Source organism: Tardiphaga sp. 215_C5_N2_1 (assembly GCF_052076055.1).
In the GTDB taxonomy this organism is placed as follows: domain Bacteria; phylum Pseudomonadota; class Alphaproteobacteria; order Rhizobiales; family Xanthobacteraceae; genus Tardiphaga; species Tardiphaga robiniae.
The window spans coordinates 5,378,101-5,392,961 of sequence record NZ_CP197240.1; the positions used below are offsets into that span (position 1 = coordinate 5,378,101).

Annotated in this window: 14 protein-coding genes and 2 pseudogenes; 10 read left to right on the forward strand and 6 right to left on the reverse strand. The window is 62.1% G+C overall.

Annotated elements, in window-relative coordinates:
• Nucleotides 1–30: 30 nt before the first annotated feature.
• On the reverse strand, nucleotides 31–786 hold the full coding sequence (locus tag AB7828_RS25520) for a hypothetical protein (RefSeq protein ID WP_089262507.1): 756 nt from the start codon (nucleotides 784–786) through the stop codon (nucleotides 31–33).
• Between the two features lie 307 nt (nucleotides 787–1,093).
• Here AB7828_RS25520 and AB7828_RS25525 point away from each other — a divergent pair, with 307 nt between their 5' ends.
• Genes AB7828_RS25525 through AB7828_RS25540 form a run of 4 tightly spaced genes read left to right on the forward strand, consistent with a single transcriptional unit; the run spans nucleotide 1,094 to nucleotide 4,735 of the window.
• Nucleotides 1,094–1,573, forward strand: a complete 480-nt coding sequence (locus tag AB7828_RS25525; RefSeq protein WP_309947711.1) for a MarR family winged helix-turn-helix transcriptional regulator — start codon at nucleotides 1,094–1,096, stop codon at nucleotides 1,571–1,573.
• A complete protein-coding gene (locus tag AB7828_RS25530) occupies nucleotides 1,570–3,636 on the forward strand; it encodes an FUSC family protein (RefSeq protein ID WP_441231508.1) in 2,067 nt (688 codons plus the stop codon). The genes AB7828_RS25525 and AB7828_RS25530 overlap by 4 nt, the downstream gene beginning before the upstream one ends.
• Complete coding sequence (locus tag AB7828_RS25535) at nucleotides 3,633–3,842, forward strand: DUF1656 domain-containing protein (RefSeq protein WP_441231509.1); 210 nt, start codon at nucleotides 3,633–3,635, stop codon at nucleotides 3,840–3,842. The genes AB7828_RS25530 and AB7828_RS25535 overlap by 4 nt, the downstream gene beginning before the upstream one ends.
• Nucleotides 3,839–4,735, forward strand: a complete 897-nt coding sequence (locus tag AB7828_RS25540) for an efflux RND transporter periplasmic adaptor subunit (RefSeq protein ID WP_441231510.1) — start codon at nucleotides 3,839–3,841, stop codon at nucleotides 4,733–4,735. Before AB7828_RS25535 ends, AB7828_RS25540 begins: the two co-directional genes overlap by 4 nt.
• A gap of 168 nt (nucleotides 4,736–4,903) precedes the next feature.
• Here AB7828_RS25540 and AB7828_RS25545 read toward each other — a convergent pair whose 3' ends face one another.
• The gene (locus AB7828_RS25545; RefSeq protein WP_441231511.1) at nucleotides 4,904–5,947 is read right to left on the reverse strand and encodes a helix-turn-helix transcriptional regulator; all 1,044 of its coding nucleotides are present in this window, start codon (nucleotides 5,945–5,947) and stop codon (nucleotides 4,904–4,906) included.
• A gap of 236 nt (nucleotides 5,948–6,183) precedes the next feature.
• On the opposite strand from AB7828_RS25545, the gene AB7828_RS25550 reads away from it, so the two are divergent.
• From AB7828_RS25550 to AB7828_RS25560, 3 genes are read left to right on the forward strand one after another with little or no spacing between them, the layout of a single operon-like run.
• Nucleotides 6,184–8,388, forward strand: a complete 2,205-nt coding sequence (locus AB7828_RS25550; protein WP_441231512.1) for a TonB-dependent receptor — start codon at nucleotides 6,184–6,186, stop codon at nucleotides 8,386–8,388.
• Nucleotides 8,389–8,434: 46 nt separating this feature from the next.
• Nucleotides 8,435–8,803 (forward strand): hypothetical protein, encoded by a 369-nt coding sequence (locus AB7828_RS25555; protein WP_441231513.1) that lies wholly within the window; start codon nucleotides 8,435–8,437, stop codon nucleotides 8,801–8,803.
• Complete coding sequence (locus AB7828_RS25560; RefSeq protein ID WP_441231514.1) at nucleotides 8,800–10,056, forward strand: MFS transporter; 1,257 nt, start codon at nucleotides 8,800–8,802, stop codon at nucleotides 10,054–10,056. Before AB7828_RS25555 ends, AB7828_RS25560 begins: the two co-directional genes overlap by 4 nt.
• On the opposite strand, the gene AB7828_RS25565 is transcribed toward AB7828_RS25560, so the two are convergent.
• A complete protein-coding gene (locus AB7828_RS25565; protein ID WP_441231515.1) occupies nucleotides 10,028–10,996 on the reverse strand; it encodes an ABC transporter substrate-binding protein in 969 nt (322 codons plus the stop codon). The genes AB7828_RS25560 and AB7828_RS25565 overlap by 29 nt on opposite strands.
• A gap of 59 nt (nucleotides 10,997–11,055) precedes the next feature.
• On the opposite strand from AB7828_RS25565, the gene AB7828_RS25570 reads away from it, so the two are divergent.
• Together AB7828_RS25570 and AB7828_RS25575 are read left to right on the forward strand one after the other, a co-directional pair.
• On the forward strand, nucleotides 11,056–11,250 hold the full coding sequence (locus AB7828_RS25570; RefSeq protein WP_441231516.1) for a hypothetical protein: 195 nt from the start codon (nucleotides 11,056–11,058) through the stop codon (nucleotides 11,248–11,250).
• A gap of 133 nt (nucleotides 11,251–11,383) precedes the next feature.
• A complete protein-coding gene (locus AB7828_RS25575; protein WP_441231517.1) occupies nucleotides 11,384–12,484 on the forward strand; it encodes a glycosyltransferase family 4 protein in 1,101 nt (366 codons plus the stop codon).
• Here AB7828_RS25575 and AB7828_RS25580 read toward each other — a convergent pair.
• From AB7828_RS25580 to AB7828_RS25590, 3 genes and pseudogenes are all read right to left on the reverse strand, one after another.
• Nucleotides 12,481–13,353 (reverse strand): LysR family transcriptional regulator, encoded by an 873-nt coding sequence (locus tag AB7828_RS25580; protein ID WP_441232315.1) that lies wholly within the window; start codon nucleotides 13,351–13,353, stop codon nucleotides 12,481–12,483. The genes AB7828_RS25575 and AB7828_RS25580 overlap by 4 nt on opposite strands.
• Nucleotides 13,351–13,848: pseudogene (gene wrbA, locus AB7828_RS25585) on the reverse strand (NAD(P)H:quinone oxidoreductase); the annotation flags it as partial. The gene AB7828_RS25580 and the pseudogene wrbA, both read right to left, overlap by 3 nt.
• A gap of 56 nt (nucleotides 13,849–13,904) precedes the next feature.
• Nucleotides 13,905–14,603 (reverse strand): pirin family protein, encoded by a 699-nt coding sequence (locus tag AB7828_RS25590; RefSeq protein WP_441231518.1) that lies wholly within the window; start codon nucleotides 14,601–14,603, stop codon nucleotides 13,905–13,907.
• 134 nt (nucleotides 14,604–14,737) lie between these two features.
• Between AB7828_RS25590 and AB7828_RS25595 the strand changes: the two are divergent.
• Nucleotides 14,738–14,836: pseudogene (locus AB7828_RS25595) on the forward strand (NAD(P)H:quinone oxidoreductase); the annotation flags it as partial.
• Nucleotides 14,837–14,861: the final 25 nt, after the last annotated feature.

Genomic DNA, 14,861 nt, shown 5'->3' on the forward strand with positions numbered 1-14,861 from the left:
ATCCGACGCCGCTCCAATCGTTAAATGGACTTACTTCTCGCCGGGGCTGCGGGCACCGGGCTTGTCGTGGACGATGTCGGTCAGCTTGATGCGGTCGAATTCGCTCCAGACATTGGCCAGCCAGTGCCGGACATAGCCGCGCAGCACGAACGAATAGTTCGCGGTCTCGTCATGCGGTCCCTTGTTGGCGACGAATTTCAGGAACGGCACGCTGGAGACCTCGACCTGCTCATAGGCCATTTCGTTCAGCTTCGGGATGGTGATCTCGGTGGCGCCCTTGATGCGGTGGAAATAGGAGTTGTAGGTCGCCTGGTCCCATTCGAAGAAGCTGGTGTTGTTAATGAAGTTCTTCACCAGGAAATACTTCGCACCGTCCATGAAGCCGGCGGTCTCGGCGATCTCGTCCAGGGAGGCGATCGACGGGCCGAGTATATGGAAAACGGCAAAGGTAATCTGGCCGGACTTGGCGGCATCGAGGAAGCCGATGTCACGCAGATCGGCCAGCGCCCGGGACAGCAGGCCTGCGCGGACGTCGATCACGGTCACCGAGGGCGACGCGCTGTTCAGCGTATCGAAGATCTTCATCTGGTCGGACGTGGTCGTCATGTCGACGATTTCGGTGATGTCCGAATGGAACCGCTTCAGCGTGCCGCGCGGCGCTTCGGTGTCGAAAGCGCGCGTCGGGACGTTGTTGGCGCTGAAATAGTCCAGAACCGTCCGCGAAACCGTGGTCTTGCCGACCCCACCCTTGTCCGCGCCGACGACAATCACTGCTGGCTTCGCCATGGAATTCCTTTGCCGCTTTCAACTGGAGCATCCGCGCGATGGAGATTCGCGCGCCGGAGAACACTACCCGATGCCTGCTTTGGGCGCGAACATGGCAGAAACAAGGGGGATTTCAATCGCTGAAAGATATGGCTCACGGAAATCATTGGGAAATTCTCAATATTTGGCTGCCGGCGTTGTTTCCCGCGTTACGGCTACCCGACCGGGCTTGCAGGTGCCGGGGTCCCCGGCGGCGCTCACCACACCGTGATTGATGCGACGCACAAAATAGATTGCAGCCTAATCGATAGGGTCCTATCTAATTTCCATGCCCCACTCCCAAGCGCATATCCAGGCCGAACTGGGCCTGCTGGTTGCGCGACTGGCACGGGTCTGGCGCCGCAAGGCTGACCAGACCCTGTCGGCGCATGGCCTGTCCGAAGCCACGGCCCATCCGCTGCTGATCCTGTCGCGGCCCGGACGCGAGAACGTGCGTCAGGGCGTGCTCGCCGACGAAATGGGGCTCGAAGGTCCATCGGTGGTCCGGCTGATCGACCTGCTGGCTGCCGAAGGGCTCGTCGAGCGCCGAGAGGACCCGACCGACCGCCGCGCCAAGGTTTTGCACCTGACCCCGCTTGGCGAAGCCAAGGCCGAAGAGATCAGGCGCGTCATGCGCCGGCTGCGCGGTGACCTGATGAAGGGCATCGCGCCGGATGAACTCGCTATTGCCTTCGATGTGCTCGGACGGATCGAGCTATCGGCCAATCGCCTGTATGAGGCCGCTGAGGAGGCGGACGCGCTGCCATGACCTCCGCTGCTGCCAGACCGCCGTTTCTCGTCCGCCACGCCGACATCATCTTCTCCGTCAAAACCTTCATCGCCGGCATGATGGCTTTGCTCATCGGCTTTGCGATGGATCTGCCGCGGCCCTACTGGGCGCTGGCCACGGTCTATATCGCCTCGCAGCCGCTGGCCGGCGCGACGCGTTCGAAAGCGCTGTTTCGCGTCATCGGCACACTGGTTGGGGCTTCGGCCAGCGTGGTACTGGTCCCGAACCTCGTCAATTCCCCAGAACTGCTCAGCCTCGCCATCGCGCTGTGGGTCGGTCTCTGTCTCTATGTGTCACTGCTGGACAGGACGCCGCGCGGCTACATGTTCATGCTGGCAGGCTATACCTGCGCGCTGATCAGCTTTCCCTCGGTCAACGAACCCGCAGCCATCTTCGATACCGCCGTGGCGCGCAGCGAGGAGATCATTGTCGGCATCCTGTGTGCCACACTGGTCTCCACGATCCTGTTGCCGCGCAGCGTCGGCCCCGCGGTTGCAACGCGGGTCGATAGCTGGCTCGCCGGTGCGCGCAAGCTGACCCAAGACGTGCTGGCCGGCCGCAGTGCCGATCCGGCCACGCGCGATCTGCGCCTCAAGCTCGCCGCCGATGCCGTCGATATCGATACGCTCGCCGATCATCTGGCCTATGATCGGCTCGGCGGACGCGAGACCTCACGCTGGATGCGTGCCCTGCGCACGCGCATGCTGACATTCCTGCCGCTGCTGTCATCCATGGGCGATCGCATCGACGCGCTGGGCGAAGACGCGCGGACGACCTCACCGCAATTGATGGCGCTGATCGACGACGTCTCCGCTTGGATTGCTGACAACAGCACCGACCGTGAACCCGCCGAGCGGCTGTGCAGCATGATCGCCGCGCAGCAGCCGAAGCTGAGCGCGTCGTCGTCATGGACCGAGATCATGATCGCGAGCCTGCTGATGCGGATGCGCGAGCTCGTCGATATCTCAGCGGATTGCCGGGTCCTCAATCAGGCGATTGCCGAGGGCGGCCGTCCGCCGGGCGCGAAACTCGCCTTTCAGGCTGAAGCCGGTGTGGCCCCGGTGCGGCATGTCGATCACGGCATGGCGCTATGGTCCGCAGCAGGCGTATTCGTGACCATCCTCGTCTGCTGCGCGTTCTGGATCGCCACCGGCTGGACCGATGGCGCGACAGCACCGACCATGGCGGCTGTCGGCTGCTCGTTCTTCGCCAGCATGGATGATCCCGCGGTGGGGTTGCGCGGCTTCGCCAAATGGACGCTGGCCGCGATGATGATCATCGCGCTCTATCTGTTCGCGATCCTGCCGGCCATCACCGATGTCGAAGTGCTGGTCGCCGTGCTGGCGCCGCCGTTCCTGCTGTTTGGCTATCTCATCGCACGCCCCGCGACCTTCTTCATCGGCATGCTGCTGGCGGCGAATACCGCGACGCTGATGGCGTTGCAGACGACTTACAATGCCGACTTCGCAAGTTTCGCCAATTCCAGCGCGGCTTTCTTCGTCGGTACTGAACTGTCGGTCATCTCGATCCAGTTGATCCGCTCAGTCGGCTCCGAATGGAGTGTGAAGCGGCTGATGCGGCGCGGCTGGATCGCCATCGCGCAGGCTGCCGAACAGCGCGGCAACCGTGATCGCGCCGCCTTTGCCGGGTTGATGCTGAATCGCATCGGTCTGCTGGCGCCGCGGCTGACGGCGCTGAAAGACTCAGAACTGCGCATGGTCGATAATCTGCGCGAGCTGCGGGTCGGGTTAAACATCGTCGATCTGCGTCGCGCCCGCCATCATCTGTCGCTGCCGACGCTCAGAGCGATGGACGCGATGCTGGATGAGCTTGCCGTGAGTTTCCGCAACTACAAAGGCGGCGCGATGCCGGAGCTGCTGCTGGCGAAGGTTGATCACGCGCTGTCGGAAGCCATCAGCGAGCGCGGGGTAGGGCGCGAGGATGCGCTGATCGGGCTCGTTGGCATTCGCCGCGGTCTGTTTCCGACGGCACCTGCCTATTTGCCCGAACCGGGCCTTCTCGCCGGGAGTGTGGCTGCATGAGATATGAAATCGATCTGTTCGGTGTGCTGTTGCCATCGCTGATGCTGTGGCTAGTCATCACTTACGCCATCGGCACACTGCTGCGCCCGTTGATCGAGCGCTCCGGCCTCTATCGCTATGTCTGGCACCGCGCGCTGTTCGATCTTGCTCTGTATATCTGCCTGCTCGGTGGCGTGGTCTATTTATCTTCCGGATTGCTGTCATGAAAAATGCTGTGAGTTTCGTTCGCCGTTTCGCCGTCACCGCGCTGGCCGTCGTCGCCGCGCTCGCCGTCGGGCACTATCTCTGGGTCTATTATATGGATGCACCATGGACACGTGACGGCCGCGTCCGTGCTGACGTGGTGACAGTGGCGCCGGATGTGTCCGGTTTCGTTACCGAGATTCTGGTGAAGGACAATCAGAAGGTGGCCCGCGGCGATGTCATCATGCGGATCGACCGCGCACGTTTCGGACTGGCGCTACAGCAGGCCGAAGCCGTCGTGGCCGGTCGCAAGGCCAGCTTTGAGCAGGCCGATCTCGATCTGAAGCGCTACAATGATCTCACCACCGCGGCTGTATCGCAGCAGAAGAAGGAGCAGGTGCTGGCGACGCAACTCCTCGCCAAGGCATCACTGGATCAGGCCGTCGCCGATCAGGCGGTGGCGCAGCTCAATCTCGATCGCAGCGAGGTTCATGCGCCGGTTTCCGGCGTGATCTCCAACATGGATCTGCGGCCGGGGACCTATGTCACTGCCGGCAAGGGCGTGATGGCGCTGGTCGATACGTCGAGCCTGCATGTCGATGGCTATTTCGAGGAGACCAAGCTGTCGCGGATTCACGTCGGCGATCCCGTCCATATCCATTTGATGGGCGACGCCGCCAAGCTCACCGGCCATGTCGAGAGCGTCGCCGCCGGGATCGAGGATCGCGACCGCGCTGAAGGCAGCAATCTCCTGGCCAATGTGACGCCGACCTTCAGTTGGGTCCGTCTCGCCCAGCGCGTGCCGGTGCGCATCGCACTCGATGCTGTCCCGGCAGGCGCGACGCTGGTTGCAGGGCGTACGGCGACGGTGGAGATTCTGCCGCGCGCCGGGACAACGGTGGCGAAGGCCAATTGACGAAGCTCATACTCACAGTCTGTCATCCCCGCGAAGGCGGGGATCCATACACACTGTAGTCTCGTCGATCGCAGTTGGGAGAGACCTTCGCTTCAATGGAGAAGGCTGAGGCTATGGGTCCCCGCCTTCGCGGGGACGACAGGCAGATAGGTCTGGCTCTGACTTCTGCTAGTCCTTCGACAGATCAATCGCTGCACCCACCAGCATCACTTCAAACCGCGCCCGTATTTCCCGAGGCGTGGCGCCGAAGCGCTTCTTGAAGGTGCGGTTGAAATAAGACAGGTCGCCGAACCCGACCTCGAAGGCGATGGTGCTGACGGCGCGATCCCCGCGGTTCCCGTCGCGCAGCATGTGGAAAGCGCGCTCCAGGCGGCGCTCCAGCAGGTAGTCCGAAAACGTCCGGCCTTCGGCCTCGAACAATTTCTGGAAATAACGCGCGGTGACGCCATGGGTGGTCGCGAGCCGCTCCAGTGACAGCGTTGGCTGGCTGAGGCTGGCCTCGATATCGGCCTTGAGCGACAGCAGGCTGATAGTCGGCCGATCCTGGCGCCATGCGCCACGCCGCGCCGGCGCATCGGCTTCATCGATCATGGTGGCGACGAGGCCGTTCATATAATCGATGGCAAGGCCGGTCAGCGCCGCCGAATTCATCGGCAACAATCCGCGCATTACGGCAGCGGCGTAATGGCCGAGCGCGATCAGCCCGCCATTGTCATGGGCGATGTGGCGCAATCCGGTATGGCCATTGCTGGTGAGTAGCAGGCAGTCGACGCGGCTCACATCATTCATGATGAAGGTGGTGGCGCGGCCGGGATCGAGAATGATCGCCTCGCGCGGCATGCATGTCTGGCGCTGGCCATCCTGCTGGACGATCACGACGCCGTCGGACGGCCGCAGCACCAGGATGTCCTGCGGCGAGTCGTTGCCGGTCGTGGCGCTATCGTCGTCGGGTATGGTCCAGAGCGGTGCGGGATCGAAACACGACATCAGTCCGAGATGCGGCTGCATCCGCAGGATCGCCTTTGACTGGAACGGCGCTGCGCGAAACGATCCCAGCGAATTGCGCTGCACGGTCTTCCACGGCAGGCGGCTCTCAAGCGGCTTGCGCAGGGTGTCATCGATATCGTCGGCAACCAGCCAGAGCGGGACGAGAGGGCAATCGGGAGCGGCATCGACGCAGGATGGAGACCGCGACTGATGCGCGTTTGCCACAGCATCGAATCCAAACCGCTTCGTTCGCTCCAGTCCGACTATCAATTCACCGAGTCCAAGTCATGCAATGGGCTGTGCCGTATCGCTGTGACGATAGACGGAATGCACAGGCGTAAGAAGAGTAAAGCCGTGGCTGGAATTTACATTGATTCCAAACTGCTGCGGCCTCGGTCGAATTGACCGGCTCGACCTCACCAGTGCTTCGTCGCCACGAACATACGGAAGACTTCGAGCTCATGCGTTACAGCCAGTTCCTTCTCATCCCCGCCGTCGGGCTCATGTCGTCGCAGGCCGTTGCGCAGCAGAGCGCGGGCGTCACGCTCGACGAGATCACGGTAACCGCCGCACGTGCGCAACGATCGATCTCGGATATTCCGCAGACCGTGCAGGTGGTCGATCAGAAGGAGATTGACGAGCAGCTCAAGCAGAGCGGCAGCGCATCGGCGCTGCTGGCAAAATTGCTGCCGGGCTTCTCGGTGTCGAACCAGACCATCTCCGGTGCTTCCGAAAGCTATCGCGGCCGCGACCTTCTGGTGCTGATGGACGGCGTGCCGCTGACGACGCCGCTCCGCGACGTCTCGCGCGTCCTGTCGCTGATCGATCTGAATTCCGTCGAGCGCATCGAACTGGTCGCCGGTGCATCGAGCCTCTATGGCGCCGGCGCGACAGGCGGTACGGTGAATTTCGTCACCAAGAAAGCGCAGCCGGGCGGTCCCCGCGTCAGCGTCAATACGGCGCTGCGCACCTTCACAGCCGATCCCGGCGGTTCGCTGGCGCCGGAAATGTCGGCGACGGTCAGTGGCAAGGGCGCGAATGGCATCGACTATGTATTCGTCGGCAGCGGCCGCGGCGCGCAGAAGACTTATGATGGCGCGGGCCGCGAGCTGCCATCGGACGCCATGCTCGGGCAGGGAGGTGGTGATCGTCTCGCCAGCGGCAATTTCCTGGGCAAGATCGGTTACGATTTCGATGGCGGCAAGCGCATCGAAGCCTCGATCAGCCAGTTCTATCTCGACCAGACGCCGAAATACCTCACCGACTATTCCGGCGCCTATGCGAAGCCGGATTTCACCAAGCCCTATACCGGGCAGAGCGTGCTGGAAGATTCGCGCTCGTTCCAATTGCGCTACAGCGATACGGACTTCGTGCTCGGCAATCTCAGCGTGGTCGGCTTCTACAATGACATCAAGAAGCGCTTCAACTATTCGGAGTTCTCCTATCCCTATAACTCACTGGTCTATTATTCCGGCAACCCGCTGAGCCCGACCAGCCCCGCCAACCAGACCACGCTGTATTCCGAGCGCGGAGGCGTCAATCTGACGATCGATACGCCGCTCGACCGCATCTGGAACGGGGCCAAGGTGACCTGGGGCACCGACGTCGTTCATGACAAGACATGGCAGACGCTGACCGATGGCCGCGATGTGTTCACGCCGTTGACCCAGGTGACGACCGCCGGATTTGCATTGGTACAAGTCCCGATCACCGATCGGCTGACCGCGCGGGGCGGCGTTCGCTACGAGCATTTCGATCTCAGCGTTGACGACTTCCTGCGTCCGGCCGCCTATGCCGCGATCTCGCCCGTGACGCGCTTCGTTCTGCCGGCGCTCAATGTTATCGGCGGCCAGTACGAATATGCCTCGCCGACCTACAATCTCGGCGCGACCTTCAAGCTCAACAACAAGATCGATCTGTTCGGCGGTTTCTCGCAGGGCTATGCGCTACCCGATGTTGGCGCCTATACGCGCCGCGCCGGCCTGTCATCCACCGCCTTTGCCTGTCCGGTAGCGACGCCGAACTGCCTGCCGCTGGCACGCCAGACCATCTCTTTCAGCTCGATCGCGCCGGAAGCCCAGATCGTCAACAATTATGAAATCGGCATCCGCGGCGGCGACGGCCCCTACAAGGGCAGCATCACCGGTTTCGTCAGCACGTCCGAGAAGGGCGTGACCTTCGACCCAGTCACCAACCTGATCTCGCAGCAGAAAGAAATGATCTACGGCGTCGAATATATCGGCGAGATGGCGATCAACCGGAATTTCACGCTGGGTACCACGATCGGCTACAAGGAAGGCCGCTACGACACCAACAAGGACGGTGTGCTCGACTCGTGGCTGCCCAACAACCGCATCGGCAGTCCGGTGCGCGGTCTGATCTTCGGCGATTATCACTTCGACAACGGCATCAAGCTGCGCGTCGAGGGCGAGGGCTATGCCAGCCGCAACCGCGGTATCAACCTGACCAATACGGTCTATCCCATCGAGGGTGGCTTCACCATGAATGCCGCGCTGAGCGGGCCGGTCTATGGCGGCGAGGCCTATGCAGCCGTCAACAACCTGTTCGATACGGAGCTGCAGAACCCGACAGCAACCTCGGTGCGCAACCTGCCGGTCTATTCCTGGGGCCGCACCGTGACGGTCGGCTATCGCAAGACATTCTAAGACCAAACCTTCCAAGGCCACTTCCCAGGGAGTTCTAATTGCCATCATGGTGGATCTGGAGATTGATGGGAGCCTGCTGACGCTACGGTTCCTGCCGCCTTACGCGGAGTCGGACGAGCGCGATTATCTGGCCGCGCTGGCCAGGGTCGGCGAGCATGATGCGCCATTCGAACTTCTGACCGTATTCGGGGGCGGCGGGAAACTGTCCGTCTCCGGCGAGCGGGAGCAGGCGCTGTGGTTCAAGGCGACGCGCGGTCACATCTCCGCGCGCTGCCGTGCTGTGGCGATTGTACGCCCAGGCGCCAACAAGAAGATGGAAGAGACGTTTCGGAAGCTATGGCCGATGCCGCTCGTGGCACTCGAAGACGAGAGCGCCGCGCGAGCCTTCCTTGCCGGACATCGGGGTATCGCATGAGCGCCGTCGAGCTTCACGCAGCGGATCCGGTTGCGATCATGGGGCGCAAGCGGCTGTTCGTCGTGCTCGGCGGTCTGTATCTCGCGCAGGCGATCCCGTCCTACCTGTTCGCGGCGGCCCTGCCGCCGATCATGCGCGAGGCCGGTGTGTCGCGCAGCGAGATCGGCTATCTCAGCCTCTGGTTCCTGCCGCTGCTGCTGAAGTTTTTCTGGGCGCCGGTCGTCGATCGCATCCGTCCCTTCGCGCGCGCGCATCGCGCCGGCTGGGTGATCGTCACGCAAACCGGCGTCATTCTGAGCCTTCTCTGCCTGATCCCGCTCGGGGCAACCAATGTCTGGGGCATCATCACCGTTGGCCTGTTCGGCTCGTTGCTGATCTCGACCCAGGACATTGCCACCGATGGCTACGCCGCGAAATATCTCGCGCCGGAGGATCGCGCCATCGGCAATGCGATCCAGGGCGGCTCGGTCGCGTTTGGTGTCGTGATCGGGGGCACGCTCGGGCTGGTGCTGTATGCGCAGATCGGCTGGACCGGCATGCTACTGACCATCGCCGGCTTCTCGCTGATCCCGCTCTTTGCCGCCTTCGCCATGCGCGAGGACGAAGCCGGGCAGATCGATCCGTCGAAGCCGCGGCCTTCCGTGATGGCCTTCCTGCGCCGCCGCGAGGTGCGCAACATTCTCTGGATCGCACTGATCTACCGGATGAGCGAGGGCCTCGTGAAGGCGATGGAGGGAAGCTATCTCGTCGATGCCGGCGTGCCGCTCAAACAGATCGGTTATCTTTCCGGCGGCGCCGCGACGACGGCGGGCCTCGCGGGTGCCGCTGGCGCAGCATGGCTGTTGCAACGCTGCGGCACCGGCTGGACGCTGGGTCTGCTGGGCATTCTCCGCACCATCTGCTTCGCGCTGTTTACGGCTCATGCGCTGGGTGTGATCTCGGGCTTCTGGCCGATTTTCGGTGCGGCCGGATTCCAAACCCTGATCCGCTACATGGAGATCGTCGCGCTCTACAGCCTGTTCATGGCGGCGGCATCGAAGGATCAGCCGGGCACCGACTTCACGATTCTCGCCTGCGCCCAGCTGATCATCTACTTCATCGGCTCGATGCTGTCGGGCCGCATTGCCGACCTGCTCGGCTATGGGACGCTGTTCAGCGTCGCCACAGTGTTGTCGCTGATCGCGGCGATTGCAACGATGCGCATTCTCGCCGCGCAGCCGTCGGCTAGTTCGATGCCGGCGCAGCCTGCGTGAAGCTGCGATCGACGGCCTTGCTGACATCGACCTGCTTCGACAGGATTCCGTAGCGCGTGGCGCGATCCGAGGCTTCCTGGAACTCCTTCACCACGCCATCGTCGATGGCGATCGGCCGTGTGTCCTGCGCCTTGTAGGCGCGCGCCAGCACGTCTTCCGGCAGCTTGGTCAGCTCGGCGGTGTTTTTGGCATATTCATTGACATGCTCGCGCGACCAGTTGCGGGCCTTGTTAAGTCGCTGCAACAGGTCGGCGACGGCCTCGCGCTTGGTGGCAATTGCCTCTTCGGAAGCGACGATAAAGGTCAGGGTCGGGGTCAGGCCCGTGCCATCGGCAACCACCCGCGCATTGTCTTTCAGCACGGCGTAGGAGATGTAGGGTTCCCATACGGCCCAGCCGTCGATCGAACCGGCGAGAAGTGCAATCTTGGCATCGACGGGACCGAGCGGCGCGAAAGTTGCGTCGCTGGTCTTGTAACCGGCTTTCTCCAGCGTCGCCTCAATCAGGAACTGGCCCCAGCCGCCGCGTGTGCCTGCGAGGCGCTTGCCCTTGAGGTCGGCAGCGGTCTTGATCGGTGAATTGTTGCGCACCAGGATCGCCTGTGTGTCCGCATTGGAGCGTGTGCCGCCTATCGCCTTGATCGGTGCGCCGTTGGCATAGACCGTGAGGAACGAGAGGTCGCCGGTGTAACCGACATCGAGTGCGCCGGCATTGATGGCTTCGAGGATCGGCGCCGCCGCAGGGAATTCCGACCACTGGATCTTGTAAGGCAAGTCCTTCGCCAAGCCGGAGATCTCCAGCAGCGAGCGGTTGCCGCCCTTCTGGTCGCCGACGCGCAGCGTGATCTGGTCTACCGCGAAAGCGGAGGTGGCGAGCGTTGCGCTGAAGGCTGTGGCAATGAGCGTTGATAGCAAACGGCGCGTAGGGGAAGCGGTGGTCATGGTCATTTTCTCTGATGCAATGGCGTGCATCAAAGCTACGTCCGACACGGATTCAGTCAATGAAATGGCTGACTGAATATCATCGAGCGAAAGCAACGAATGTGGTGTTGTTGGAAATGGCGTGGAAGTTTTGCGCTTTCGGAAAATCTGATGTGTTTTGGCCCATCGTCAACCTGCGTGCGCATTCCCGCCCAACTCTGCCGCCTTTCCGCCAGAATTCATTTCCGCAGCGCATTTGGTGCGCCGCAGAATAGCCACGAGCGTCAGCCGAAATAGGGAATGGATTACTCCGAACAGACAAAAACCCTGGCGCTATTTCGCAATCGGGCCGTTTGGAGTGCGACGGATTTGGAAGTCGCCCGGCATTCGGGCCGGGAGCATTTCAAAGTGGGTTGTGTGCTTCAATTGATTTCGTCGCTGACCGTGGGCGGGTCCGAGCGACTGCTGATCAATTTCGCTGCCAGTTGCACGCCGGGAGAGGACATTCCGCAGGTTTTCGTCGTCATCAACGACTTTTTCCATCCCGACCTTGCTGCCGAGCTCTCCGCGACAGGTCATCCGGTCTACTTCCTCAAGCGCCCACCCGGGAACCGCAATCCACGTGTCATTCTAAGTTTACTCAACATCATCCGCCGTCACGATATTCGCATCATCCATGCGCATGACAGCGGCGCCAAGCACTTCGCCATGTTGAGTAAACTGTATCGTCCGATGAGCGTCGGCTACACGATTCACAATACCGGCCTCGTCAACGCGTGGGACCGCGTAAAGCTTCGGCTACATCAGCGGTTCGTCGATTGGAACATCGCGATCTCTGCTGCGGTCGAGCGTGAATGTGAATCGGTCAAACTGAAGCGCCTGTTCAAGGTGCATAACGGCATCCCGCTCGCGACATTCGATAGAGTGGCGCGGCAACGTCGCCTCGGACCGGCTCTGCGTCTGATCAATGTCGCCCGCATCTATCCGAAACAGAAGGGGCAGGACATCCTGATCAAGGCGGTCAGCCTCTGCGTCGCGCGCGGGCTCGACATTCGCTGCGATTTCGTCGGCAGCCCACCGGAGGGCGACGAGTCGACCCTCCTGAGTTTAAAGGCCCAGGCGATCGCCGAGAACGTCGCCGATCGCGTTCACTTTCTGTGCGGGCGCACCGATGTGCGCCGTCCTTTGGACGAGGCTGATATCTTCGTCCTGCCATCGCGTTTCGAAGGTTTCGGATTGGTGCTGCTCGAAGCCATGGCGGTCGGCCTGCCTGTCATCGCCGCGGATGTCGATGGCCCGGCCGAACTGCTGGTGGATGGCTCGAACGGTATCAAATTCAAGGTCGGATCCGCCGAGGATCTCGCCGACAAGATCGCGGCGCTTGCGGCGCAGCCCGAGCTCGCTGCGAAGATCGCAAGGACGGCGAAGGATTTCGTCACCGAATTCGATATTGCAAATATGCGCGACCAGTATTTCGGCATCTATGGGCTGATGATGAAGGCGAGCTAGCCTGATGTCTTGCGTGCGCGCTTGCCGGTGGCAGCGAGTTTGTCAGCAAGAAATTCCAGCAGCACTTCGACACGGGCAGGGCGGGGACCGCCCGGTGGCGTGACGAGGTAGACACCGCTCGACGATTGCGACCAGTCCTGCAACACGGCTTCCAGCGCGCCGCTCGTCAATGCATCACCGACGATGAAATCCGGCAAGTCGCTGATCCCCAATCCGGCGATCAGCGCAGGCAGCAGCGCCTCGCCATTGTTGACGCGGAGCGGCCCCGCCGGCCGAACGCTGGCCTGTTCGCCGGCCGCATTGGTGAAGTGCCAGACGCCGGGGGTCGAGAGATAGGTGTAGCCAAAGCATTTGTGGTCGGCGAGATGCATGGGATGCGTCGGCCGGCCGTATTTCGCGAAATAGGACGGCGCGGCCACAATGTGGCGCTTCACCGGGCAGAGCCGCCGCGCGATCAGCGATGAGTCCGGCAGCGTGGCGATGCGGATTGCAGCATCGAAACCTTCGCCGATCAGATCGACGGTGGCGTCGCTGAGGCTGAGGTCAATGGAGACTTCCGGATATTTGGCGAGGAACTCCGGCAGCAGATGCGCCACCGTATTGGTGCCGTAGGTCATCGGCACGGCCAGCCGTACCAGCCCGCGCGGCGTTGCCGACTGCGCCAGTGCCTCGTTCTCGAGCGCTTCGCCGTCCGCCAGCAATTGCGCAGCCTTCACCGCCAGCGTCCGGCCTGCATCGGTCAGCGCCAGCCGCCGCGAGGTCCGGTTGAACAGCCTGGCACCGAGGCGGTCCTCCAGCCGGCTCACCGCCTTGGAGACGGTGGCCTTGGACAGGGTTAGCTCGGTTGCCGCCGCCGCAAAGGACCGCAGGGTGGTGGCACCATAGGGCGAACCGCCGGTGACTTCATCGAGCTTCATCTGGCCCTGGAAGCCGTAATTGAGGCCGACGATGGTCATGCCGAAATGCAGCAGGTTGGTGATGATGGAGAACAGCGTGGTTTCCTGGCCACCGTGCTGGGTCGCGGTCGCGGTGAAGGCACCGCCGACCTTGCCATGCAGCGCGCCCTTCATCCACAGGCCACCGGCCTGATCGAGGAAGTTGGCCATCTGCGAGGACATGCGGCCGAAGCGGGTGCCGGTACCGACGATGATCGCGTCGTAATTGGCGAGATCGTCGATGGTCGCGATCGGGGCAGCCTGGTCCATCTTGTAGTAGGACGCCTTGGCGACCTCGGCAGGCACCAGTTCAGGCACGCGCTTGATATCGACAGTGGCGCCGGCTTCGCGGGCACCTTCGGCGACGGCATTGGCCATCGCTTCGATATGGCCGTAAGCGGAATAATACAGAACGAGTACTTTGGTCATGGTCAGTCTCCGTTGGATTGGGATGAATAGGTCGGGTTGATGATTGGTGGGCGCCGTCAGGCGGCGTCCACCAGAACGAGTTCGGAATCTTCCAGCGCGGTGATCGTGACGTTGGCTTCATCACGGATGGCGACACCGTCGCGGGCGTTGACGCGAATGCCGTTGATCTCAATCGCGCCGGCCGCCGGCACGAGGTAGCCGTTGCGCGAGCTACCCAGCGGATATTGCGCGGTCTCACCGGCCTTCAGCGTCGTTGCCAGCACGCGGGCGTCAGCCCGGATAGGCAGCGCCCCAGCGTCGTCCTTGAAGCCGCTGGCAATGGTGACAAACTGGCCGGAGCGATCGGCCTTCGGGAACGGCTTGGCGCCCCAGCAAGGCTGGCCGCCCATTTGTGTGGGCTCGATCCAGATCTGGAAGATCCGCGTGGTCGATGCCTCCAGATTGTATTCGGAGTGCCGGATGCCTGAGCCCGCACTCATCACCTGGACGTCGCCGGCCTCGGTGCGACCCGTGTTACCCAGACTGTCCTGATGCGTGATCGCGCCTTCGCGGACATAGGTGATGATTTCCATGTTGGAATGCGGATGAGCCGGGAAACCGGTGTTCGGCGCGATCTCGTCGTCGTTCCAGACGCGCAGGCTGCCATGGCCCTTATTCTCGGGGTCGTAGTGGCTCCCGAACGAGAAATGGTGTTTGGCCTTGAGCCAGCCGTGGTCGGCGCCGCCGAGTTTGTCGAAAGGTCTGAGGTCGATCATGACGAAATCTCCGTCGTTTGATGCATTTGCATCCTGGGCATCTGGATATGCCCTCTCAGATGGCGCATAAATAGAAATGATTGAAACTCATCGTTTCGGATTCTGAGATGTCAAAACTTCCCGACTTCGAGGCTGGTGGCGACGGCAGCCGCCAGCCTTCGGCCAATGAGCTGGCTGGTGCTCGTTATCAGGGCAAGGTGATCGCCGAGACCGCCAAGAAACTTCACGGCTAAGCTGCGTGGCTAACTAAAAAGAGAT

Bases quoted from the DNA above. Each gene is read 5' to 3' on its own strand.
- AB7828_RS25520 (WP_089262507.1), bottom strand. From the start codon at position 786: ATGGCGAAGCCAGCAGTGATTGTCGTCGGCGCGGACAAGGGTGGGGTC.
- AB7828_RS25525 (WP_309947711.1), top strand. From the start codon at position 1,094: ATGCCCCACTCCCAAGCGCATATCCAGGCCGAACTGGGCCTGCTGGTT.
- AB7828_RS25530 (WP_441231508.1), top strand. From the start codon at position 1,570: ATGACCTCCGCTGCTGCCAGACCGCCGTTTCTCGTCCGCCACGCCGAC.
- AB7828_RS25535 (WP_441231509.1), top strand. From the start codon at position 3,633: ATGAGATATGAAATCGATCTGTTCGGTGTGCTGTTGCCATCGCTGATG.
- AB7828_RS25540 (WP_441231510.1), top strand. From the start codon at position 3,839: ATGAAAAATGCTGTGAGTTTCGTTCGCCGTTTCGCCGTCACCGCGCTG.
- AB7828_RS25550 (WP_441231512.1), top strand. From the start codon at position 6,184: ATGCGTTACAGCCAGTTCCTTCTCATCCCCGCCGTCGGGCTCATGTCG.
- AB7828_RS25555 (WP_441231513.1), top strand. From the start codon at position 8,435: ATGGTGGATCTGGAGATTGATGGGAGCCTGCTGACGCTACGGTTCCTG.
- AB7828_RS25560 (WP_441231514.1), top strand. From the start codon at position 8,800: ATGAGCGCCGTCGAGCTTCACGCAGCGGATCCGGTTGCGATCATGGGG.
- AB7828_RS25565 (WP_441231515.1), bottom strand. From the start codon at position 10,996: ATGACCACCGCTTCCCCTACGCGCCGTTTGCTATCAACGCTCATTGCC.
- AB7828_RS25570 (WP_441231516.1), top strand. From the start codon at position 11,056: ATGAAATGGCTGACTGAATATCATCGAGCGAAAGCAACGAATGTGGTG.
- AB7828_RS25590 (WP_441231518.1), bottom strand. From the start codon at position 14,603: ATGATCGACCTCAGACCTTTCGACAAACTCGGCGGCGCCGACCACGGC.